The organism is Streptomyces sp. NBC_01803 (assembly GCF_035917415.1).
GTDB lineage: Bacteria > Actinomycetota > Actinomycetes > Streptomycetales > Streptomycetaceae > Streptomyces.
Genome location: NZ_CP109073.1, coordinates 3,323,223 through 3,344,459, shown reverse-complemented (window position 1 = coordinate 3,344,459; position 21,237 = coordinate 3,323,223). Strand labels below are relative to the sequence as shown.

The window sequence follows — 21,237 nt, the reverse complement described above, 5'->3', positions numbered from 1 at the left end:
GCCGACGCCGTTGGACATCTAGGTGATGCCCGGCGATGAGGAGTGATCAGATGTCCGTGCCGACGTCATGCGGCGTCTTTCCCGCGGCTTTTCCTCTCGACGTGCCGCTCGACGTGCCCCTCGACGCGATACTCGGCGCCGCCCTCGACGGCACCGCCGACCCGAGAGAGCGGATCCGCCACTTCTCCTCCCCGCTGACCCGCATGCTGCTGAGCAGCGAGGGACTGACCACGACCCTCCTGGAATCCATGGCTGGCGAACCGTTGCATCTGACCTGTCTTGCCCAGTTACGGACCCCCGCCCGCGACACGGGGAACGGCGTGCCCGCGCTGCTCCGGATCGACGGCGGCGGGGACGTTCTCGTGCGGTACTCCGCCACCACCCGGACCGGGGGGCAGGCCCTGTCCGTGAACCACGTGGTGGCCAGGCTGGGCCTCGCGCCCGGCCTCGAACCCTGCCTCACCAGCAGATCCATCCCGCTCGGCCCGGCGCTGACCGCCGCGGGCACGGGCTATCGCCGCACGCTGCTCGACGCGGGCCGCCGCCCCTGGACGGGCGACGACGGCCCCGGCCGCCCGGCGGCCTACAAGACCTATCTCGTCTGGCACAGCGACGACCCGCTGGCGCTGATCAACGAGCTCTTCAACCCGTCCGCCGTTCCGGCGGCGTGAGGCGGCACGGTTCTCATGCGGCGGCTGCGTACCCAGGTGGGCATCATCGGCGCGGGTCCGGCCGGGCTGGTGCTGGCCAACCTGCTCAGCAGGGCCGGCGTCGCCTGCCGCGTCGTCGAACGGCAGTCCCGCGAGCACGTCGAGCACCGCCCGCGCGCCGGGCTCCTCGAACACCGCGTCGTCGCGGCCCTGCGCCGCGACGGGCTGGCCGACCGGCTGCTGGCCGACGGCGTCCGGCACGGCTGGTGCGCCTTCCGCTGCCTGGGCCGGGACGTCCGCGTCGACTACGGCGCCCTCTCCGGCGGCCGGCGGCACTGGGTCTATCCGCAGCAGTTCCTGGTCAGGGACCTGATCGCGACCCTCACTGGCGGCGCCGGGCCGCCGCCGATGTTCTCCAAGACCGTCCGGGCCGTCGAGGACGTCACGACGCACCGCCCGCGCCTGGTGTGCGACGGCATCGAGATCGAGTGCGAGTATGTCGTCGGCTGCGACGGCTTCCGCGGCGCGTCCCGCGCCGCCCTCCCCGCCGTCCGCCACCGGGTCTTCCGGCGCCGCTATCCGTACGACTGGCTGACCGTCCTCGCCGAGGTGGACCGTCCCGCCGAAGGAGTCGTCTACGCCGTGCACCCCGACGGCTTCGCCGGCATAATGCCGCGCACCTCCCGCCTCAGCCGCTTCTACCTCCAGTGCGCCCCCGGCGACACGGCGGACGACTGGCCCGCGCACCGCATCCACGAGCAGTTGCGCGCCCGGCTCGCGCCCCTGCCGGACATCGCGGGCTTCCCCGACGTCCACGTCCTGCGCATGCGCAGCAGCGTCACCGAACCGCTCCGGCACGGCCGCCTGCTGTTGGCCGGGGACGCGGCGCACGTGCTCACCCCGTCCGGCGCCAAGGGCATGAACCTGGCCATCGCGGACGCCATCGCCCTCGCGGGCGCCCTGCTGCGCCGCTACCGGGACGGCGATCGCGGCGCCCTCGACGCCTACAGCGCGCGGCGGCTGCCGCAGATCTGGCGGGCCCAGGAGTTCTCCGACCGGCTGCTGCGGCTGCTGCACCTGCCGCCGGGCAAGGACGGCGACGCCGGGTTCTCGCTGCGGCTGCGGCTCGCGGCGATCGAGCGCCTGGGCCGGCCGGGCCCGCACGCCGCCGCCTTCGCCCACGACTACGTCGGCTCCGGCGCGCGGGAGCCGGAGAGCCCGGACGCACCGCATGCCGCGGAAGGGCCGACGGAGGGAAGCGCGTGGCCATGACCGCGGTGCTGACCGAGAACGTCCGGGCGCTGTACGGCTTCTCCCGGGGCACGCAGGCCACGCTCAGCGTCGCCCAGCCGCTGCTCGGCGTCTTCCTGGCCGACGGCAGCCCGCCGCCCACCCGGCTCGGGCTGGTCCTGACGGCCTCCCTGGCCGGGTACTTCGCGGTGTTCGCGGCCAACGACCTCATCGACGCGCACCTGGACCGGCAGCGCTTCGCGTATGTCCGCGCGTACCAGGGTTTCGACATCGACAGCGCGGGGGGCCGCCACCCGCTGGCCCAGGGCCGGCTGAGCCCGGTCATGGGCATGGCGTGGGTGGCCACGCTCGGTGCCGTCTCGCTGACCCTGTCCGCGATGCTGAGCTGGGTGTGCGCCGCGCTGCTGATCACCGCGGCCCTGCTGGAGGCGGCGTACTGCGCGCTGGCCCGGGTGACGCCGCTCAAGTTCCTGCTGACCGGGGTGATGGTGGCGCTCGGCGGCTGCGTCGGCTGGTTCGCGGTCTCCTCCGAGGTGGACCGCCCGCTGCTGTGGCTGTTCTGCGCCTGGCTGGCGGCCTGGGAGATCGGCGGCCGGAACATCGTCAACGACTGGGCCGACGTGGAGGAGGACGTCCATCTCGGCGTCCGCACCATCCCCGTCGTCTACGGATACCGGGTCAGCGGCCTGCTGACGTTCGCGTTCCTGGCCGTGGCGGTGGTCTCCGGCACCGGCATGGCGGTCGCGTCCTGGCCGTCCTGCGGCGTGCCCGGCGTCGCGGGCACGCTTCTGGCCGGCCTGTACGCCCTGCTCGCCCCCGGCCTGCGTCTGCTGCGCGACCCCTATCCCGAGAACGCGATGGCCGTCTTCAACCGCGCGAGCCTCTACCCCCCGGCGATGCTGCTGATCATCGTCGCCTGCCTGGCCGCCCGTCAGGTGCCCGGGTTCTGACACCCGCCGCTCAGGGCCCCAGCAGCGCCACCACGAGCGCGATCACGGGCCCGGCCAGGATCGTGGAGAGCAGGATCGACTCGCGGGCCAGCCGGACATCGGTGGCGTAGTGGGAGGCGTAGGTGAAGAGGTTCTGCGCGGCGGGCAGGGCGGAGGTGACCACCACGTTCAGCTGCTCGGCCGGGTCCAGGCGGAACAGCCAGGCGGCCGTCACCCACGCGATCGCCGGATGGGCCAGGGACTTCAGCGCCACCGAGAGCAGCACCGGGCCGCGCTCCGCTCCCCGGGCCGGGAACGCGCTGCCGCGCAGCGAGATACCGAAGGCGAGGAGGATGGCGGGCACGGCCATGTCACCGACCAGCGTGGCCGGTCCGAGAACGGCGCTGGGCAGGGTGGTGCCCGAGGCGGCGACCGCGATGCCGCTGAGGGAGCCGATGACGATCGGGTTGCGGAACGGGGTGGTCAGCCGCTGGACGACGGTCCGCCGCTCGCCGCCGCCGTCCCGCGCGGTGGACATGTCCAGGACGGTGAGGGCCGTCGGGGTGATCGCGAGCTGCTGCAGAAGCAGGATCGGCGCGACCAGCGAGGCGTCGCCCAGCACGTAGAGGGCGATGGGGATGCCCAGGTTGCCCGCGTTCACGTAGGCGGAACACAGCGCCCCGATCGTCACCCGGGCGGCGCCCCAGCGGCGGGCGGCGCCGACCGCGACGAAGATCGACGCGGTGGCGACCGTGCTCAGGGCCGTGGCCAGCAGCGACGGCGAGAAGAGCACGCCGAGGTCGGCGTCGGCGAGGATGACGAAGAGCAGGGCCGGGTTCGCCACGTGGAACGCGAGCCGGGTCAGGACGTCCCGTCCGCTGTCGCCCAGCAGGTCGTGCAGGCCGAGGAGGTATCCGATGGCGATGACGGTGGCGATGATCGTGAAGCCGGTGATCACCCCGCCCATGCCGCCACCCTTCGCATATTCGAACTCTCGGCCGCATTCCGCGTCTGGTCAATGGGCTCTCCGGTAGCGAGGCATGCCGGAGCAGCGCGCCGGGCACCCGCGGCATGGGCGATAACGTCCCCTCACGTGACGTTCTCCCGCATGCGTCTCGCCCACCTCGGGGACCGGCCACCCGCACAAGGTCAGGTTCGCGCTGTGGTCCGCCGAGGAGTTCGGCCCGCTGGGCGCCGAGCACTCCATGGACAACCTGCCGGCGGCCGGACCCGACGCCGTCGCGCCCTACCTCCACTTCGGCATGATCGCCTCCCCCACCTACGGCCTGTTCGTCCACGAGGGCACCGCGTCGGTCGAGCGGGACGTCACGGCGTTCCTGACCGACCGTGGCCTGTCCCCGGGCCGTAAGCCCTGGACGGCCGCCGCGACTACGGCCCGTTCGTCGCGGCGGGCATCCCGGCCGGCGGCGTCTTCACCGGCGCCGAGGGCGTCAAGTCCGAGGCGGAGGCCGCCGCGTGGGGCGCGTGGGGCGGCGCCGGAGGCCGCCGCATGGGGCGGCGCCGGAGGCGGCGCCGGGGCGTGCCGTACGACGCCCGCTACCACGCCGCCCGCGACGGCCTCGGCAACGTCGACGTCAACGCCACGGCTCTCGACATCGGCGTCGACGTCATCGCGTACACCCTCGGCCGCTATGCCCGCAGCCTGCCCGAGCCCGACTCCCCGGCCCCCGCCCGGCGGTGACGATGGTCCGACTCGTCACCACGGCGGGAGGCTGCGACGGAAGCGTCCCGCCCGGTAGGCTCTCCGTGTGATCTTCAAGCGCATCGGAAACGGACGACCTTACCCTGACCACGGCCGGGAACACACCCGGCAGTGGGCAGACGTGGCGCCGCGCCCGGTCCGCCTCGACCAGTTGGTCACCACCAAGCAGCAGCTCGATCTGGAGACGCTGCTGGCCGAGGACTCCACGTTCTACGGGGATCTCTTCGCCCATGTCGTGAAGTGGCGGAGCGATCTGTATCTGGAGGACGGACTGCACCGGGCGGTCCGCGCGGCCCTGCAGCAGCGTCAGGTGCTGCACGCCCGGGTGCTGGAGCTGGACTGAGCCGTCGCCCCGCCGCCCGCCGATTGCCCCGTTCGGGTCGGTCCGGCATCTGAGCTGATCATTTATTAGGCCCCCGTCGATCCCCTGACTACGCTGCGGCCATGAGCATGCTGACGCCCCCTGGCATGGGCGGCAAGAAGTTCCGCGTCACGGGCGACCGGTATCCCAGGATGCGCCCGCGCCGACGCCGCGGACGCCTCGTGCTGGCCGTCCTCGCCTCCGTCACCGTGCTCGCGCTGCTCGGCTACGGGACCCTTCAGCTCATCGATGTCTTCTCGGCGGACGACGGCGGCGGCAGCGCGCCCCGGGCGCGATCCGGCGTCGGCGACGAGGACTGCGCGCCCCCCGCCCGCGACGGGCGCCCGGCCGACACCACGGAGCTGCCCGACCCCGCCGCCATCACCGTCAACGTCTACAACGCCACCCGGCGCAGCGGCCTCGCCCAGGAGACCGCCGACGCGCTCGCCGAGCGCGGCTTCGCCATCGGCGAGGTCGGCAACGCCCCCGAGGATCTCGACGGCCAGGTCGACTCCCCCGGGCTGCTCCTCGGCACCGCCGCCGCGGCGGAGTCCGGCGCGCTGTCCGTCCTCGCCGCCCAGCTCGACGGCGCCGAGACCGGCGAGCCGAGGTCCGGCCAGGACGCCGGCGCGGACTCGGTCCTCGACTTCGTCATCGGCGAGTCCTTCACCGAGCTGACCGCGGCCGACGAGGCCGAGCGCCGCCTCGCGGAGCTGACCGCCCCTCAGTCCGCCTCCCCGACGACACCGTCCTGCTGACCCGGGCCTCCGGCTCAGCTCAGCTCAGCTCAGTCGACCGTCCCGTACATCCGGTCGCCCGCGTCCCCGAGACCGGGGACGATGAAGCCCTTGTCGTTCAGCCCCTCGTCCAGCGCGCCGGTCACCACCGTCACCGGCGCCCCGGCCAGCTCGCGCTCCAGGCGCTCGACGCCCTCGGGCGCCACGAGCAGACAGATCGCGGTGATGTCGTCGGCGCCGCGCCGCAGCAGCTCCCGCACCGCCGCCACCAACGTGCCGCCGGTCGCCAGCATCGGGTCCAGCACATAGACCTGCCGCCCCGACAGGTCCTCCGGCACCCGGTTCGCATAGGTCGACGCCTCCAGCGTCCGCTCGTCGCGGATCATCCCGAAGAACCCGACCTCCGCCGTCGGCAGCAACCGGACCATGCCGTCGAGCATGCCGAGACCTGCCCGTATGATCGGCACGACCAGCGGACGGGGATGGGAAAGTCGCACACCCGTGGTCGCCGCCACCGGAGTTGTGATATCGACCAGCTCGGTGCGGACATCACGGGTCGCTTCGTAAGCGAGCAGGGTGACGAGCTCATCCGCCAGCCGCCGGAACGTCGGTGAATCGGTACGCGCGTCGCGCAGCGTGGTCAGCTTGTGCGCCACCAACGGGTGGTCGACGACATGGGTCCGCATGCGTCCGACAGTACCGAACACCACCGACATCGCAGGACTGACCGGCTCGTTTCCCGTCCGAGACCCCTGGTGGACAAACGGCGGCGGGGACGTGGAGAGTGGTGCATGGAGGGAGGAGAGGGGATATACCGCGACTCGGGAAGCCGCAGGCCCGCGACCCGGTCGCCCGGCGTGTCCGCGTCCGGCCACACCGCGCCCGTACCGCCCGCCCGCACGGGGAATGACGTGTGGGGACATTCCGTTGGTGAACTGCCGAGTTACCCGACAGCGCACCCCTTATCTGCCACGATGCAGGTGGCACAGCCGAACCGAGTGGGGAGAGTCACGGTGTACTTCACCGCACTGCTCGCGCGGACCGATGATGGTTGGGAAGCGAGTGATACAGAGCTCGATGACGTGGAGAGCCTGGACGAGCTGGCCGAGTTGGCCCGCGAGGCGGCTCCCGATGACGAGACCGTTCTCGTCTGCATCGAGCAGGAAGGCGCCTGGTTCGGCCTCGTCCGCGTGGACGGCGAGGACGACCCGCGGGTCTTCGTCTCCGACGCCGCACGCGCGCTGCGCAGCGCGTATGGCGAGATTCTGCTGACCGACGAGTTGCTGGGCCGGGAGCCGGAGGACCCCGACGCCCTGGAACAGATGGTCGATCTGGACGGCACGGAGGACGGCGTCGAGGAAGAGATCGAGGACGATGACGAGGAGAGCGCCGCCCCGAGCGGCTCGGACGCGGTGCCGCGCGGCCCGCTGGGGGACGCCGATCTGCTGGCCGACCTCGGCATCGACGCGGGCACCGTGCTGAAGCTCGCCCCGGACGACGCCCTCAGCGAGATCGCCGACGCGCTCGGCTGCGCCGAGGTGCTGGAGGCGGTCCGGTGACGGCGCCGACGACGTGAAGGCCCCGACGACGTGACGGTGTGAAGGCGTGACGGCATGACCCCCGGGCACGGCGATCCGCTGCGCGACCCGTGGCGGCCGGCGATGCGCCGGGCGCTCGCGGAGGCCGCCGCGGCCGTGGCCACGGGGGACGTGCCGGTCGGAGCCGTCCTCCTCGGCCCCAGCGGCCCGGACGGCCCGGTGCTCGGCCTTGGGCGCAACGAGCGCGAGGCCACCGGGGATCCGACCGCCCACGCGGAGGTCCTCGCGCTGCGCGCCGCCGCCGGTCGGCTCGGCGACTGGCGGCTCACCGGCTGCACCCTGGTGGTCACGCTGGAGCCCTGCACGATGTGCGCGGGGGCGAGCGTGCTCGCCCGGGTCGACCGCGTCGTGTACGGCGCGGTCGACGAGAAGGCGGGTGCGGCCGGGTCGCTGTGGGACGTGCTGCGGGACCGTCGGCTCAATCACCGCCCGGAGGTGATCGGCTCGGTGCTCGCCGACGATTGCGGCCGGATGCTGACGGACTTCTTCCGCGATCGCTGACCCTCTCCGGTTCCCCAGCACGCCGCCGTGTGGGATAGGCTTTCTCTCGGTAGCGTGTCCGAGCGGCCGAAGGAGCTCGCCTCGAAAGCGAGTGTGGGGGCAACTCCACCGAGGGTTCAAATCCCTCCGCTACCGCCGCGAATACCGCGAACGGTGAAGGGCCCGGTCCACTGGATCGGGCCCTTTCCGCGTTCTCCGCGATTCCCCGGCTGGCAACACGTAGTTATCGGATGCTTGCGCTGCGTGGGAATGTCTGGTGATGCTAATGACTGCTTCTCCCAGTGAAGGGGTGGTCGGCAGGTGGCGGCGACGCAGACCAGGGGTGCCAAGGCCCGGGCCCTTACCCAGGCGCTGTTTGAGCGGCTGGCGCACTGCGAGCCGGGGACCGCCGAGCACGCGCGGGTGCGCGGAGCGCTGATCGAGGCGAACCTGCCGCTGGTCCGCTACATCGCCCTGCGGTTCCGGGGCCGCGACGAGCCGCTGGAGGACATCGTCCAGGTCGGGACCGTCGGTCTGATCCAGGCCATCGACCGCTTCGATCGCGAGCGCGGTGTCCAGTTCCCGACCTTCGCGATGCCCACGATCACCGGGGAGATCCGCCGATACTTCAGGGACGGGGTGCGCGGCGTGCACGTTCCCCGGCGGACGCACGAGCTGTGGGCCCGGGTCCGGGCCACGACCGACGAGCTGACGGCCGCCCTCGGCCGCACGCCGACCGCCGCGGAGATCGCCGGCCGGCTGAGCGTGCCCGAGGAGGAGGTGCGCGCGAGCGCGGAGGCGACGCGGGCGTACCGGGTCTCCTCGCTGGACGCCGCCGACGAGCGGGAGGATGGCGGCCCCGGACTGATCGACCGGCTCGGGTACGAGGATCCCGGGCTGGCCGGCGTCGAGCACCGGGCGCTGGTGCGGCATCTGCTGGTCCAACTCCCCGAGCGGGAACAGCGGATCCTGCTGATGCGCTACTACCGGAACCTGACGCAGTCGCAAATCAGCGCGGAATTGGGCGTTTCGCAGATGCACGTGTCCCGATTGCTCGCCCGCAGTGTCACCCGGCTGCGCGCCGCAAATCTGATCGAGACGTAAGTCACACGTGGTCCCAACTCCGGGAACTCCCCTATCGGCTATAACGTTTTATCGACATGAAGCTACGTCGCGTTGATGACATGTGACATTCTGTGGGAACCGCGTTTGCCGTGGCGGCAGGACCGGTATCCACGAGGTGGCGCCTTCTCCTCGTGGAAGTCACATGCGGAAGCGCGCCGCCGCGACCCGTCCACGACCTCAAGGGGGTGGCATGTCCGTAGAACTGGGCAGCTCCAAGGTGCTCGACACGACCGGCACGCCGCACGTACCCGCGCAGCACGCACCCTCCTCGTTGCCGCACGAAGCTCCCGCGGACACCGACCACCTCGACACCCGCACGCTCTCGCGCTCCCTCTTCCAGCGGCTGGCCACGCTGGAGGCGGACAGCCCCGAGCGGGGCTATGTGCGGGACACCCTGATCGAGCTCAACCTCCCGCTCGTCCGTTACGCGGCGGCCCGTTTCCGCAGCAGGAACGAGCCGATGGAGGACATCGTCCAAGTCGGCACCATCGGTCTGATCAAGGCCATCGATCGCTTCGACTGCGAACGCGGCGTGGAGTTCCCGACGTTCGCGATGCCGACGGTCGTCGGTGAGATCAAGCGCTTCTTCCGCGACACCTCGTGGTCCGTGCGGGTGCCGCGCCGCCTGCAGGAGCTGCGGCTCGCCCTCACCAAGGCGAGCGATGAGCTGTCCCAGCGGCTCGACCGTTCCCCCACCGTTCCCGAGCTGGCCGTGTGCCTCGGCGTCTCGGAGGACGAGGTCGTGGACGGCCTGGCCGTGGGCAACGCCTACACCGCCAGCTCCCTGGACTCCCCCTCGCCCGAGGAGGACGGCGGCGAAGGCTCGCTGGCCGACCGTCTCGGCTATGAGGACACCGCCCTGGAGGGCGTCGAGTACCGCGAGTCGCTCAAGCCGCTGCTCGCCCGACTGCCCGCCCGCGAGCGACGGATCATCATGCTCCGCTTCTTCGCGAACATGACGCAGTCGCAGATCGGCGAGGAGGTCGGCATCTCGCAGATGCATGTCTCCCGGCTGCTGACCCGCACGCTCGCGCAGCTGCGCGACGGGCTGACCGCCGAGGAGTGATCGGGCCCGGACCGGCGGACGCATCGCCGGTCCGGGAAACGTGCGTGCTCCCGTGGCGTCAGGCGAGAGCCAGCCACGCCACGGCGACGACGACGAGGAGCGCCAGCACCACACCGGCGATCACGCCGACGCGCGGCCCGGTCGAGGTCGCGGCCGGAGTCGCGGGTGCCGAACGCCGGGTCTGGGCATCGTCGTTGACGAACGCCTTGAACATCTGGGTGCTGCCCGCCGGGTCGAAGTCCTGCGGACCCTGCTGCGGTGCCTGGGGATTGTGGGCCATGCCTGCCGACACTAGCGAATCCGCCGCTGTCTCTAAAGGCTGGACCGCAGCACCGGAAGTCCGCCCGGGGTCCTGATCTCCAGCGACAGGAGATCCGCGCGCGGCAGCGGCGTGCTCACGGCCAGCCGTGCCGTGTCCCGGGGAAGCGCGTGCCAGCGGGCGAGCTCCTCCATGGTGCCGTCCCGGCCTATCGCGACCAGCACATAGTCGCCTGCCCGGTCGCCGCCGTAGGTACATTCCATCGCCACCCGCGTCCCGCCACCGGTCGCCACCGGGCCGATCTCGACGATGGCGCTCACCGGCCAGTCCCCGAGCGGCGTCATCGCGATCCCCGGGCGCTCGCCGGTGCCGGAGCCGTCCTGGGAGCCGGAGTTCCCCAAGGCACTCGTGAGGGTGAACACCAGGGCCAGGCACGCCGCCAGCGCGACCGCCGCGGCTGACAGCACGGTCAGCACGCGCCGCCGCCGGCGCTCCCGGGCGACCCGCGCCAGCAGCGCGGGCAGCAGCGCGGCGGGCGGCGGCTCCGCGTTCCGCGTCAACTTCCCGTCCCCCGGCGCCGCCTGGCCGAGCAGGCCGGGCAGCCCGGCCAGCTCCCCCACCGCCCGCGCGCAGGTCTCGCAGCCGCGCAGGTGCTCCTCGAACGCGGCCCGCTCCTGCGGGGAGAGCGCGCCGAGCACGTACGGCCCGTCATACATCGCGAACGGATCCGCGCTCATCGCGTCACGCCCTTCTCCTCCAGCACCAGGCGCAGCGCGCGCAGGGCGTAGTGCGTCCGCGACTTGACCGTGCCCTCCGCGACGCCGAGGCGGGCGGCGGCCTCAGCCACCGACAGCCCGTGGAAGTAGCACAGCACCAGCACCTCGCGGTGGCGCTCGGTCAGTTCGGCGAGTGCGTCGGCGACCAGCCAGCCCTGCACGGCGCGTTCGGTGTCGTCCGGCACGGCCAGCTCCGGGGGCGCGTCGGTGCTGATCTCGGCGCGGGACGCGGCCGAGCGCCAGCCGTCGATGACGATGCGCCGGGCGACGGTGAACAGCCAGGTGCGCGCCGAGCGCGTCGTCTGGTCGAGCACGCCCGGGTGCCGCCAGGCGCGCAGCAGGGTCTCCTGCGCGACGTCCTCGGCCCGTTCCCGGTCACCGCCGGTGAGCTGGAGGGCGAACGACCACAGGGCCGCCGCGTGTTGGTCGTGCAGGGCCCGCATCAGCTGCTCCTCCGGGAGCTCTTCCCGCGCCCGGCCGCCGCCTGTGCCGCTGCCGCCGCCCGTGCCGTTGAGGCCGCCGCCCGTGCCGTTGAGGCCGCCGCCGTTCAGGCCGCTCATGGCCGCCGGCCCACGCCGCCGCCCGCCAGGAGGCGCGGCGCGTTCGGCGCCCTGCGGGCGAGCAGGGCGGCGCCGAAGACGGCGCACGCCGCCTCGGTGACCACGCCCCACACCTCCTCGTCCGTGCGGAACTGCTCCGCCACGCCGAAGAAGCCGACCGTCAGCGACAGGACGTAGGCGCCGAGCGTCGCCAGGCCGAAGGCGACGGCCGCCAGCTCCGGCAGCCAGTGCCCGCGCCAGGCCAGCACGGCGAGGGCGAGGACCGGCCCGGCGACCACGTTGACCAGGAAGAGCGGGCCGACCACGTCGTCGTCGCGGGCCCAGTCCTGCCACACCACCAGGTGCACCCAGGCCGAACCGACGAGGCCGAGCGCCGTCAGTACCCGCAGTGCCCAGCCGACCGCCATGGCTCGCTCCCTCGTTGTCGCGCCGCGCCCTCACCCACCCACACGTACCGGACCCGTGCGGGGTTCAACCATGCCGCACCCCGCGCGGCGTCCGTTCCGCCCCCGCGGTGAACCCGGGGGTGACCGGCTCCGTGTGCTCGGGTATGACAACGACCCCACAGCACCGGCAGGCCCTGTGCCGCCGCACCGTTCTCGCCGCCACGGCCGCCTCCGCCGGGACCCTCGCCCTCACCGCGTGCGGCGACGACGGCGGCTCGGAGGGCGAGACCGCCCCCGGCTCCGGACCGATCGCCGCTCTCGTCGACGTGCCGGTCGGCGAGGCCGTCGCCGTGACGACCCCGAACGGCGCGGAAGCGCTGCTCTTCCGGAGCGACGAGACGACGGTCGCCGCGTTCAGCGCGATCTGCACGCACGCGGGCTGCGGCGTGCAGCCGGACGGTGACCGCCTGCACTGTCCGTGCCACGACTCGGTCTTCGACGCCGCCACCGGGGAGCGTCTCGAAGGTCCGGCCGACGCGCCGCTGCCGCCCATCCGCGTGCGGATCGAGGATGACCAGGTGATCGTGGAGTAATCGCGGAATAACGAGGGCCGGTGCGGGGTTCGGCCCCCCATGACCACACTCGCGAAGAACCTCGCCGGAGACCTAGGCCGCGTCGGCGTCTGGAGCAGCGCGCTCCGCTCGGAGGACCCGGCGCGGCGGACCGAGATCGCGGACGCCGCCCGGGAGTTGGACGAGCTGGGCTACGGCACGATCTGGCTGGGCAGCGGCCCCGGCGTGCGGCAGGCCGTTCCGGTGCTGGAGGCCACCTCCCGGATCACGGTCGCCACCGGCATCCTGAGCATCTGGGTGCACGAGGCCGCCGACGCGGCCGACCAGTTCGCGGAGGTGAACGCGGCCCACGGCGGGCGCTTCGTGCTCGGCCTCGGCGTCAGCCACGACGCCCTGACCGACCGGTATCAGCGGCCGTACTCGGCGATGCGGGACTACCTGTCGGCCCTGGACGCCGCCACGACCCCCGTCCCGGCGGACCGGCGGGTGCTGGCGGCGCTCGGCCCGAGGATGCTGGAGCTGGCCCGCGACCGGGCGGGCGGCGCGCACCCGTATCTGGTGACCGTCGAGCACACCGCCCAGGCACGCGCCACCCTCGGAAGCGCGACGGTGCTCGCGCCGGAGCTCAAGGTGGTGCTCGACCCGGACCTCGCGCGGGCGCGCGCCACCGCCCGTGCCTACCTGTCGTACTACCTCGTGCTGCCCAACTACACCAACAACCTGCTCCGGCTCGGCTTCACCGAGGACGACTTCCGGGACGGCGGCAGCGACCGGCTGCTGGCCGAGGTGTTCGCGCTGGGCGACGCGGAGGTCATCCGCGCCCGGGCCGAGGACTACCTCGCGGCGGGCGCCGACCACCTGGCGCTCCAGGTGGTCACCGACAACCCGATCGACGACATCCCCCTCCCCGCCTACCGGACGCTGGCCGACGCACTCGGCCTGACCGGCCATGATGGGTGAATGACCACCCTCCGGCTCGCCCAGCACGAGGAAGCCGACGAGCTGCTCGGCCGCAGCCCGCTGGCCGCGCTCGTCGGCATGCTCCTCGACCAGCGGATCCCGATGGAATGGGCCTTCACCGGCCCCTGGACCCTGGCCACCCGCCTGGGCCGCGACGACCTGGACGCGCACGAGATCGCGGCATACGACCCGGAGGCGTTCGCGGCGCTCTTCGCCGCCAAGCCGGCGGTGCACCGCTACCCCGGCTCGATGGCCAAGCGGGTGCGGGCCCTGTGCGGCCATCTGGTCGACCACTACGACGGCGACGCCGCCGCGGTCTGGCGCGACGCGGCGGACGGGCAGGACCTGCTGCGCCGGGTGCTGGCGCTGCCGGGATTCGGGCGGCAGAAGGCGCAGATCTTCGTGGCGCTGCTGGGCAAGCGGCTCGGCGTCACCCCGCCCGGCTGGCGGGAGGCGGCGGGCCCGTACGGTGAGGAGGGCTCCTACCGCTCGGTGGCCGACATCACCGGCCCCGAGTCGCTGGACCGAGTGCGCGCGACCAAGCAGGAGGCGAAGCGGCGCGGCTAGCGTTTTTGTGCGCCGAACCTCAAATTACCCTCTGAGATGGCCCCGGGGTCTTTCGCGACCCCCTCACCGGGGCATGGTGATGGCGTGATGCCGACCACGCGGCGCGGATTGAGCCTGGGGAGTCCGGCCATGACAGGCAACCACTTCGCCGCCATCCCCGAGATCGGGACGATGGTCCGCGACACGTCACGCGACACGATCGGCCGCGTCATGGCCCACCTGTACGGCACCCTCTGGCTCCGCCCCCCGGGCGGCGGCCAGGAATGGACGGCCCGCCCCGAGGACGTCACCCCCGTCACCGCGAGCGAATCCCTCCGCGCCCGCGTCGCAGAGGTGAACCGCCGTACCCGCGGCGCCCGTTGACCCCGAGGCCGGCTCCCTGCCGTCATCGCGCGCACCTCTGGCTGTTACCGACCGTCCTCCGCCGCGCGCGGTCCGCACCCCCACCACCCACCCAAGGGACAGCCCCCGGTGCATCCTGCCGAGAGCTGAGTCAACGCACCGAACAGACGCCGACAGCGGGGGCGTCGCGGCGACTCGCCACCGGATGCACCCCATGGACGGCGGCGTTGCCGCACTCCGTCGCTGTACGGCACGCGAAAGCCCCTGTCGATCATTCGACCGGCTTGTGCTGTGCGCTCGGCGGGATGCGCACCCGCCACCTTCTGATCCGCGGGACCGGGCAGCCCACTGGGTGAGTGGCCCTCGGACCGTCGCTCCGGGGGTCAAGAGGGTCAAGGGGGTCAACAGGTCTGCGGCCGGTGTCCGGAGAGTCCGCTTCCACGATCTCCGGCACACCTGCGCGTCGCTGCTGCACGAGCAGGCGCGGACGCCCGGATGATCATGGAAGTCCTCAGGCACAGCTCGATACGGTCACGATGGACATCTCTCCGTTCGTCCCCCTGGACGCTGAGCGCTCGGCCTTCGACCGGGTGGGGGACGCCTTGTGGGCTGGCGGCAACACGGTGGCCGGTGACGACGGATTCGGTGGTGTCCCCGGCCCGTCTGAATCACTCGCCCGGCGGTTGCCATCAATCACTGCCGTCATGGCCCACGCAAAAGCCCCCGCCATTCACTTGGCAGGGGCTTTGAGCTGCTGTGCGCTCGGCAGGATTCGAACCTGCAACCTTCTGATCCGTAGTCAGATGCTCTATCCGTTAAGCTACGAGCGCCCGGCCCCGGGGGCCGTGGTGCGGGGACAACATTACATGACCCGGCCGTCCTGGTGAAATCAGATCGCCGCAGCCCCGCTGACCTGCGGGAACAGCAAAAACCCTGGCCGGTGAGGACCAGGGCTCTCGGGCGTTCTCGATCTTGTTCTGTCGGCGGAGGCTCCGGGATTTGAACCCGGGATGGGGGGTAACCCCAAACCGCATTAGCAGTGCGGCGCCATAGACCAGACTAGGCGAAGCCTCCTCACGCAGCAGCGCGAGCGCCGCGTGCGAGCAAATGATGCCACAGCCCGAACAGCCGCAGCCAATCGGATTCCACCCTACGGGGGTGCCGTCGTCGCGTCGAGTTGCGCAACGGAACGGGCCGAGGAGCGTTAGCAGTGGGAGCGGAGGCATCACGTGGCTTCCCTCGCCCCACCGCCCACTCGCATAGGGAGCACCCGCATGCCGTACAAGAGCCTCGCCGCCGTTCTCGCCCTCGCCGCGTCGGCCGCCCTGCCGACCGCCGCCGCCGCCGATGATCCGGGCGCCGACACCCACCGTCTGGAGATCACCGTCACCGGCACCGGGGAGACGGACGGCACCTTCGAGCTGACCTGTCTGCCCGCCGGGGGCGACCACCCGCAGGCGGCGGAGGCGTGTGCCGCGATCGACCGGGCAGCCGCGCCGTTCGAGCCGGTCGCCGCGGACACGTTGTGCACCTACGTGTACGGCGGCCCGGCCACCGCCACGATCGAGGGTGTGTGGCAAGGGGAGCCGGTCCAGGCGGAGTTCAGCCGATCGGACGGCTGCGAGATCGCTCGCTGGAACGAGCTCGTGCCCGCGCTGCCCGCGTTGAGCTGAGCGCGCCTGAGCTGCTTCTTTCGAACGCACCGCCGCGCCCGGCGCCGCTGCCCGTAGACTCCCCTTCATGACACGCACGGGGTACGTGCACCAGGGACACGTGGGTCAAGGGAGGAACCGACGTCGTGAGCAGCAGGCCAGCGAGGGGCGCTGCTCGCCTCGCCGCCATACTCGACGCGCTGCCTGACGCGCTGTTGCTCGTCAACGGCAACGGCACCGTCGTCAACGCGAACGCCATCGCCGTGGAGACGCTGGAGGTGCCGGGCGCTCCCCTCATCGGTCGCGGCCTGCTCGACATCGTTCCCGATTTCGACCCACGCCGGATTCCCGGCTCCATGCGCCGCCCGGAGGAGGACCCCGGTGTCCGGACCAAGCCGACCCGGATGGTGGCACGCCGCACCGACGGCGTCGAACTGCCCGTCGAGGTGACCAGCGCCGGCCTCGGCGCGGGTCGCGCGCCGTACGCCTCCGCGATCGAGGCGGCGTTCGCGGACGACCACACCGGTGAGGAACTGCTGGTGCTGATCATCCGTGATCTCTCCGAGGCCCTGGACACCGAGGCCGAGCTGGTCCGGCAGCAGCGGCAGACGGAGATGATCCTGCGCGCCGCCTCCGAGGGCGTGGTCGGTGTGGACACCGCCGGCCGGATCGTGCTGGTCAACCCCGCGGCGGCGCAGGTCCTCGGACACCGCGCCAGCCAGCTCGGCGGCCAGGAGCTCCACCCGCTGGTGCAGCACTCGCGGGCGGACGGCACCCCGTTGGCGTTCGAGGAGACCCCGCTCCACGACACGCTCACCTCCGGCCGCAAGCACCGGGTGCGCGGGCAGGTGCTGTGGACGAAGGACGGCCGGGCGGTGCCGGTCGATCTGACCACCGCGCCGGTGCGGGATGGGGACCAGCTGGTCGGCGCGGTCCTCGCGTTCACCGACCGCCGCGCCTACGACGCGCTCGCCGCCCGCCACGCGCAGCTCCTGTCGGTGCTGCGCGAGAGCCTGCGCGGGCCGCTCGACCAGCTCCGCACGGAGCTGTCGGCGCTGGCCGCCGACCCCGCCGGGCAGTTGTGGCCCGAGGCGAACCAGGTGCTGCACCATCTCGCCGCCGGATACGCCCGGATGACGACGCTGGTCGACAACGTGCTCAGCTATCAGCGGCTCGACGAGGGCCGGGAGAAGCTGTCGTTCAAACGGATCTCGCTGGACACCGTCGTCTCGGCGGGCGTTGAGGGCGCCACCGAGCTGATCGGGCCGGGGCGCGCGCAGTTCGCGGTGCACGCTCCGCCGATCGAGGCGGAGGTCGACCCGGAGCGGATGGCGCAGGCGCTGGCGCATCTCATCGCGGCCGTCGCCGGGGTGGACTCCACCGGGCAGGCCGTTCCCGCCGCGCTGTCGCCGGGCGCCGACTCCACGATCGTGGTGGCGGCGGCGCAGCGCGGCGACGTGGTGCGGATCGAGGTGCGCGGGCCGTTTCCGGGCGGCGATCCGGTGCACGAGCCGATCGTGCGCGGCATCGTCCGGCAGCACGGCGGTGTGTTGCAGACGCACGAGGTGGGCGGTTCGTCCGCGTATGTGCTGGAGGTGCCGGTGCTGGCGGCCGGGGGAACGGCTCCCCGGGCCGCCCCAGCGCGCGACGCGAGCGGTGACACGACGGTGATGCCCGTTCCGGCGCAGCCCGTTCGGGGGACGACGAAGGCGCCGATGGCCATAGAACCGGTGCCCGACACCCCGACCGGGCGGCGGCGCCGGCACTCCGGCGCGGCGGCTCCCGTGCCGGACCTCGGCCCCGCACCGGGGCCGGGGCAGGATCCGAGCCAGGGGCAGGGGCAGGAGTTCGGCCCCGGACACGGTCGTCGGCGGCGGGCGCTCGGGCCGGCCGAGGAGGCGCCGGGGCCCGTGCTCGGACCGGTGCCGGCACCGGCACAACCGGCCGCGCAGCCCGCACCACCCACGCCCGAGATCGCGCCCGGGACCACGCCCGAGACCACGCCCGAGCCGACCGGGCGGCGTCGGCGGGCGACCGCGCAGGAGCCACTCGCGCTCAGCCCGGCGGCGGCGGACCAGCAGGCTCCGGCCACCCCCGCCGCTCCGACGGGCGCCGCCGCCCTCGAACCCGCCGTCCCGCAGACGGCACAGCAGCAGCCCACCGGCCCCGCCACCGGCCCCGCCACCGAGACCGACCCCGAGGAGAGCGACGAGCCGCAAGTCGTCGAACACACCGTCGTCGCGGCCAGCCCGATCCTGGACGGCACCGCCCCGCCCGTTCCCCCGCGTCGGCAGCCCCGCGCGCTGCCGATGCCCGGCAGTGAGCGGGCGAAGGCCGCCCCGCGCGTCTCCGGCGTCAGTGTGCAGACCCTCGGCCAGGGGGTCCCGATCGGCCCGCACCTGTCCCAGCCCCAGACCCAGCCGCAGCCGGGGCCGCAGCCGGGGCAGGCGCCGCGGACTGCCCCGGCGGCACCGGGCGCGCAGGCGTCCCCGCCGCCGATGCCGGTCCGGCGCCGCAAGCTGGCGACGCCGCCCGCCGACGACCCGCGCGGCGCGGCACCCGGCGGACGGCAGGATTCGCAGGGCCGCGGCCGTCAGTTCGCGATCGGCGCGCCCGCGCTCGGCGCCGCCGAGGGCCCCGAGCCGCTGGACGGGCCGAACGGCGCGATCGAGGTCACCGAGGCGCACACGAGCGGACGCGGGCTGCGGAGCCTGCCCGCCCCGGCCGACGACGAGCTGCCACCGGAGCCGCTGGACAACCCGAGGCGGCTGCTGGTCTGGCCCGAGCCCGATGTCTCCACGCAGCAGGCGCTGACCGACCGCGGCTACCGGCCGGTGATCGTGAACTCGCGGGAGGAGGTCGACGCGCAGATCGCCGCCTACCCGGCCGCGCTCTTCGTCGACCCGCTGACCGGGCCGATCACGCGCACCGCGCTCCAGTCGCTGCGGATGGCTGCGGTGGCGGCCGAGGTGCCCGTCCTGGTGACGGCCGGTCTGGGCCAGGCGAGCCGCGAGGCCGCGTACGGCGCGGACCCGGCCGTGCTCCTCAAAGCCCTGGCGCCCAGGGACAGCGAGCAGCACCCGCCACGGGTGCTCCTGGTCGAGGAGCAGCAGGCGATCGCCAACGCGCTGGCCGTCTCGCTGGAACGGCGCGGCATGCAGGCCGCGCACGCCGCCTCCGACGCCGAGGCGATGGAGGTGGCGGCGCAGATCCGGCCGAACCTGGTGGTCATGGACCTCAACCAGGTCCGGCGCCGACGGACCGGGATCATCGACTGGCTGCGGGTGAACGGGCTGCTGAACCGCACGCCGTTCGTCGTCTACACAGCCGCCGAGATGGACCCGAGCCAGCTGCCGCTGCTGGCCTCGGGGGAGACGGTGCTCTTCCTCGCGGAGCGCTCCACCAACCCCGAGGTGCAGTCCCGGATCGTCGACCTGCTGACCAAGATCGGCGCCCACTGAGCCGTCCGGCCCCGGCGGCTAGCCCAGGGTGGTGATCGTGAGTTCGCCCTTGGCGTAACGCGCGCGGATCAGCTTCTTGTCGAACTTGCCGACGCTCGTCTTGGGCACGGCCTCGATGGTGGTCCAGCGTTCGGGCAGCTGCCAGCGGGCGATCCGTTCGCCGAGGAACGCGCGCAGCTCCTCGTACGTGACGCCGCCGTCGTCGGCCGCGCCCGGGCCCAGCACCACGGCGGCCAGCGGGCGTTCGCCCCACCGCTCGTCCGGGACGGCGACCACGGCGGCCTCGGCGACGGCGGGGTGGGCCATCAGATGGTTCTCCAGCTCGACGGACGAGATCCACTCGCCGCCGGACTTGATGACGTCCTTGGCACGGTCGGTGAGCGTCAGATAGCCGTCCGGGGAGATCACGCCGACGTCGCCGGTGCGCAGCCAGCCGTCCGGGCTGAACCGGTCTTCGGGGCGCAGCGGCTCGGCGTCCGCGCCACCGTAGTACGCGGCGGCGATCCACGGCCCGCGCACCTCCAGCTCGCCAGCCGACACGCCGTCCCAGGGCAGGAACGAGCCGTCCGGTCCGGTCAGCCGGGCCTCGACCCCGGCCGGGAAACGGCCCTGGGTGACCCGGTAGGGCCACTCCTCCTCGGGGGTGAGGCCGGGCGGGGGGTTGGACGTGGTGCCCAGCGGCGAGGTCTCCGTCATGCCCCAGGCGTGGCAGAGGCGGACGCCGTGCCGTTCGTCGAACGCCTTCATCAGCGCGGGCGGGCAGGCCGAGCCGCCGATGGTGACGCGGGCCATGGACGAGATGTCGCGCGGATTGGCGGCGAGCTCGGCGAGCAGGCCCTGCCAGATGGTGGGCACGGCGGCGGCGTGGCTGGGGCGTTCGGTGGCGATCATGTCGGCGAGCGGGCCGGGCTGGAGGAAGCGGTCGGGCATCAGCAGGCCGGTGCCGGACATGAAGACGGCGTGCGGGATGCCCCAGGCGTTCACGTGGAACATCGGCACGACCGGGAGCGTGGTGTCGGCGTCGGTCAGGCCCATCGACTGCGCCGCGTTGACCTGCATCGAGTGCAGGTAGATCGAACGGTGTGTGTAAAGGACGCCCTTGGGGTCGCTGGTGGTGCCGGAGGTGTAGCAGAGGGCGGCGGCGGTCCGTTCGTCCAGCTCGGGCCAGTCGTACGAGGTCGCGCGGCCGGCTATCAGCGCCTCGTACTCGTGGACGGCGGCGCCGGTGCCGGCCGCGGCGTCCCGGAGCGCCGCGGCGTCGCCGGGGCCGACGACCACGACGTGCTCGACCCGGGGCAGGCCGGGGAGGAGGGGCGCGAGGAGCGGGAGCAGCGTGCCGTTGACGAGGATGACCCGGTCGGCGGCGTGGTTGACGATGAAGGTGAGCTGCTCGGGCGGCAGCCGGAGGTTGAGGGTGTGCAGGACCGCGCCCATGGAGGGGATCGCGAAGTACGCCTCCAGGTGCTCCGCGTTGTTCCACATGAGGGTGGCCACGCGGTCGCCGTCCCGGATGCCGAACTCGTCGGCGAGGGCGTGGGCGAGCTGCGCGGAACGCTCCCCCGCCTCGGCGAAGGTGCGGCGGTGCGGCGGGCCGTCGCCGGTCCAGGTGGTGATCCGGGATCTCGCGTGCACGGTGGAGCCGTGCCGCAGGATGCGACTGACCAGTAGGGGGGTGTCCTGCATCATGCCAAACACGGTGGCCTCCCGCTGTCGCGCGCGGCGTCGCGCGCCGGTCGTGGGTGAGCTGGGTCACCGGTGATTCTGGCGGCGCGAAGCGTCGGC

At 72.9% G+C, this 21,237-nt stretch carries 23 protein-coding genes, 3 tRNA genes and 1 pseudogene; 18 read left to right on the top strand and 9 right to left on the bottom strand.

Annotated features, from left to right (window positions below):
• The first annotated feature begins 50 nt into the window (after positions 1–50).
• From OIE51_RS15090 to OIE51_RS15080, 3 genes are read left to right on the top strand one after another with little or no spacing between them, the layout of a single operon-like run.
• The gene (locus OIE51_RS15090) at positions 51–671 is read left to right on the top strand and encodes a hypothetical protein (protein WP_326598194.1); all 621 of its coding nucleotides are present in this window, start codon (positions 51–53) and stop codon (positions 669–671) included.
• 15 nt (positions 672–686) lie between these two features.
• Complete coding sequence (locus OIE51_RS15085) at positions 687–1,922, top strand: 4-hydroxybenzoate 3-monooxygenase (RefSeq protein WP_326598193.1); 1,236 nt, start codon at positions 687–689, stop codon at positions 1,920–1,922.
• Complete coding sequence (locus OIE51_RS15080) at positions 1,919–2,851, top strand: UbiA prenyltransferase family protein (protein ID WP_326600642.1); 933 nt, start codon at positions 1,919–1,921, stop codon at positions 2,849–2,851. The genes OIE51_RS15085 and OIE51_RS15080 overlap by 4 nt, the downstream gene beginning before the upstream one ends.
• A gap of 10 nt (positions 2,852–2,861) precedes the next feature.
• On the opposite strand, the gene OIE51_RS15075 is transcribed toward OIE51_RS15080, so the two are convergent.
• Positions 2,862–3,797 (bottom strand): AEC family transporter, encoded by a 936-nt coding sequence (locus OIE51_RS15075; protein ID WP_326598192.1) that lies wholly within the window; start codon positions 3,795–3,797, stop codon positions 2,862–2,864.
• 184 nt (positions 3,798–3,981) lie between these two features.
• Here OIE51_RS15075 and OIE51_RS26965 point away from each other — a divergent pair.
• From OIE51_RS26965 to OIE51_RS15060, 4 genes and pseudogenes are all read left to right on the top strand, one after another.
• A pseudogene (locus tag OIE51_RS26965) lies at positions 3,982–4,128 on the top strand (amidohydrolase); the annotation flags it as partial.
• 212 nt (positions 4,129–4,340) lie between these two features.
• Entirely contained in the window at positions 4,341–4,532 is a 192-nt protein-coding gene (locus tag OIE51_RS15070; RefSeq protein WP_326598191.1) for a hypothetical protein, read from the top strand.
• 67 nt (positions 4,533–4,599) lie between these two features.
• Positions 4,600–4,896, top strand: a complete 297-nt coding sequence (locus tag OIE51_RS15065) for a type II toxin-antitoxin system VapB family antitoxin (protein ID WP_326598190.1) — start codon at positions 4,600–4,602, stop codon at positions 4,894–4,896.
• A gap of 101 nt (positions 4,897–4,997) precedes the next feature.
• The gene (locus OIE51_RS15060) at positions 4,998–5,672 is read left to right on the top strand and encodes a LytR C-terminal domain-containing protein (protein ID WP_326598189.1); all 675 of its coding nucleotides are present in this window, start codon (positions 4,998–5,000) and stop codon (positions 5,670–5,672) included.
• Positions 5,673–5,701: 29 nt separating this feature from the next.
• On the opposite strand, the gene upp is transcribed toward OIE51_RS15060, so the two are convergent.
• Positions 5,702–6,337 (bottom strand): uracil phosphoribosyltransferase, encoded by a 636-nt coding sequence (gene upp / locus OIE51_RS15055; RefSeq protein WP_326598188.1) that lies wholly within the window; start codon positions 6,335–6,337, stop codon positions 5,702–5,704.
• Between the two features lie 327 nt (positions 6,338–6,664).
• Here upp and OIE51_RS15050 point away from each other — a divergent pair, with 327 nt between their 5' ends.
• The 5 genes from OIE51_RS15050 to OIE51_RS15030 all read left to right on the top strand — a co-directional run bounded on the left by OIE51_RS15050 (position 6,665) and on the right by OIE51_RS15030 (position 9,920).
• On the top strand, positions 6,665–7,210 hold the full coding sequence (locus tag OIE51_RS15050; protein WP_326598187.1) for a tRNA adenosine deaminase-associated protein: 546 nt from the start codon (positions 6,665–6,667) through the stop codon (positions 7,208–7,210).
• A 54-nt stretch (positions 7,211–7,264) separates the two neighbouring features.
• A complete protein-coding gene (gene tadA, locus OIE51_RS15045; RefSeq protein WP_326598186.1) occupies positions 7,265–7,750 on the top strand; it encodes a tRNA adenosine(34) deaminase TadA in 486 nt (161 codons plus the stop codon).
• A gap of 48 nt (positions 7,751–7,798) precedes the next feature.
• Positions 7,799–7,885, top strand: a tRNA-Ser gene (locus tag OIE51_RS15040).
• 165 nt (positions 7,886–8,050) lie between these two features.
• Positions 8,051–8,833, top strand: coding sequence for a SigB/SigF/SigG family RNA polymerase sigma factor (locus OIE51_RS15035; protein ID WP_326598185.1), 783 nt, complete (start codon positions 8,051–8,053; stop codon positions 8,831–8,833).
• A gap of 211 nt (positions 8,834–9,044) precedes the next feature.
• Positions 9,045–9,920 (top strand): RNA polymerase sigma factor SigF, encoded by an 876-nt coding sequence (locus OIE51_RS15030; RefSeq protein WP_326598184.1) that lies wholly within the window; start codon positions 9,045–9,047, stop codon positions 9,918–9,920.
• 58 nt (positions 9,921–9,978) lie between these two features.
• On the opposite strand, the gene OIE51_RS15025 is transcribed toward OIE51_RS15030, so the two are convergent.
• The 4 genes from OIE51_RS15025 to OIE51_RS15010 are packed head-to-tail and all read right to left on the bottom strand — an operon-like array spanning position 9,979 to position 11,922.
• Positions 9,979–10,200 (bottom strand): hypothetical protein, encoded by a 222-nt coding sequence (locus tag OIE51_RS15025; RefSeq protein WP_326598182.1) that lies wholly within the window; start codon positions 10,198–10,200, stop codon positions 9,979–9,981.
• A gap of 32 nt (positions 10,201–10,232) precedes the next feature.
• On the bottom strand, positions 10,233–10,916 hold the full coding sequence (locus OIE51_RS15020) for an anti-sigma factor family protein (RefSeq protein ID WP_326598181.1): 684 nt from the start codon (positions 10,914–10,916) through the stop codon (positions 10,233–10,235).
• Entirely contained in the window at positions 10,913–11,515 is a 603-nt protein-coding gene (locus tag OIE51_RS15015) for a sigma-70 family RNA polymerase sigma factor (protein ID WP_326598180.1), read from the bottom strand. The genes OIE51_RS15020 and OIE51_RS15015 overlap by 4 nt, the downstream gene beginning before the upstream one ends.
• Positions 11,512–11,922, bottom strand: coding sequence for a hypothetical protein (locus OIE51_RS15010; protein WP_326598179.1), 411 nt, complete (start codon positions 11,920–11,922; stop codon positions 11,512–11,514). The genes OIE51_RS15015 and OIE51_RS15010 overlap by 4 nt, the downstream gene beginning before the upstream one ends.
• Positions 11,923–12,065: 143 nt before the next feature.
• Here OIE51_RS15010 and OIE51_RS15005 point away from each other — a divergent pair, with 143 nt between their 5' ends.
• From OIE51_RS15005 to OIE51_RS14990, 4 genes are all read left to right on the top strand, one after another.
• Entirely contained in the window at positions 12,066–12,494 is a 429-nt protein-coding gene (locus OIE51_RS15005; protein ID WP_326598178.1) for a Rieske (2Fe-2S) protein, read from the top strand.
• 39 nt (positions 12,495–12,533) lie between these two features.
• A complete protein-coding gene (locus OIE51_RS15000; protein ID WP_326598177.1) occupies positions 12,534–13,433 on the top strand; it encodes an LLM class F420-dependent oxidoreductase in 900 nt (299 codons plus the stop codon).
• Positions 13,434–14,000 (top strand): HhH-GPD-type base excision DNA repair protein, encoded by a 567-nt coding sequence (locus OIE51_RS14995; protein WP_326598176.1) that lies wholly within the window; start codon positions 13,434–13,436, stop codon positions 13,998–14,000.
• A gap of 129 nt (positions 14,001–14,129) precedes the next feature.
• Positions 14,130–14,363: a hypothetical protein gene (locus OIE51_RS14990; protein ID WP_326598175.1), complete on the top strand. Its 234-nt coding sequence runs from the start codon at positions 14,130–14,132 to the stop codon at positions 14,361–14,363.
• A gap of 736 nt (positions 14,364–15,099) precedes the next feature.
• On the opposite strand, the gene OIE51_RS14985 is transcribed toward OIE51_RS14990, so the two are convergent.
• Together OIE51_RS14985 and OIE51_RS14980 are read right to left on the bottom strand one after the other, a co-directional pair.
• Positions 15,100–15,172, bottom strand: a tRNA-Arg gene (locus tag OIE51_RS14985).
• Between the two features lie 154 nt (positions 15,173–15,326).
• A tRNA-Ser gene (locus tag OIE51_RS14980) sits at positions 15,327–15,416 on the bottom strand.
• A gap of 200 nt (positions 15,417–15,616) precedes the next feature.
• Here OIE51_RS14980 and OIE51_RS14975 point away from each other — a divergent pair.
• Both OIE51_RS14975 and OIE51_RS14970 read left to right on the top strand, forming a co-directional pair.
• Positions 15,617–16,015, top strand: coding sequence for an SSI family serine proteinase inhibitor (locus OIE51_RS14975; RefSeq protein WP_326598174.1), 399 nt, complete (start codon positions 15,617–15,619; stop codon positions 16,013–16,015).
• Positions 16,016–16,140: 125 nt separating this feature from the next.
• Positions 16,141–19,455, top strand: a complete 3,315-nt coding sequence (locus OIE51_RS14970) for a PAS domain-containing protein (RefSeq protein ID WP_326598173.1) — start codon at positions 16,141–16,143, stop codon at positions 19,453–19,455.
• Positions 19,456–19,473: 18 nt separating this feature from the next.
• Here the strand turns inward: OIE51_RS14970 and OIE51_RS14965 are convergent, their stop codons facing one another.
• Positions 19,474–21,150: a long-chain fatty acid--CoA ligase gene (locus OIE51_RS14965; RefSeq protein ID WP_326598172.1), complete on the bottom strand. Its 1,677-nt coding sequence runs from the start codon at positions 21,148–21,150 to the stop codon at positions 19,474–19,476.
• Positions 21,151–21,237: the final 87 nt, after the last annotated feature.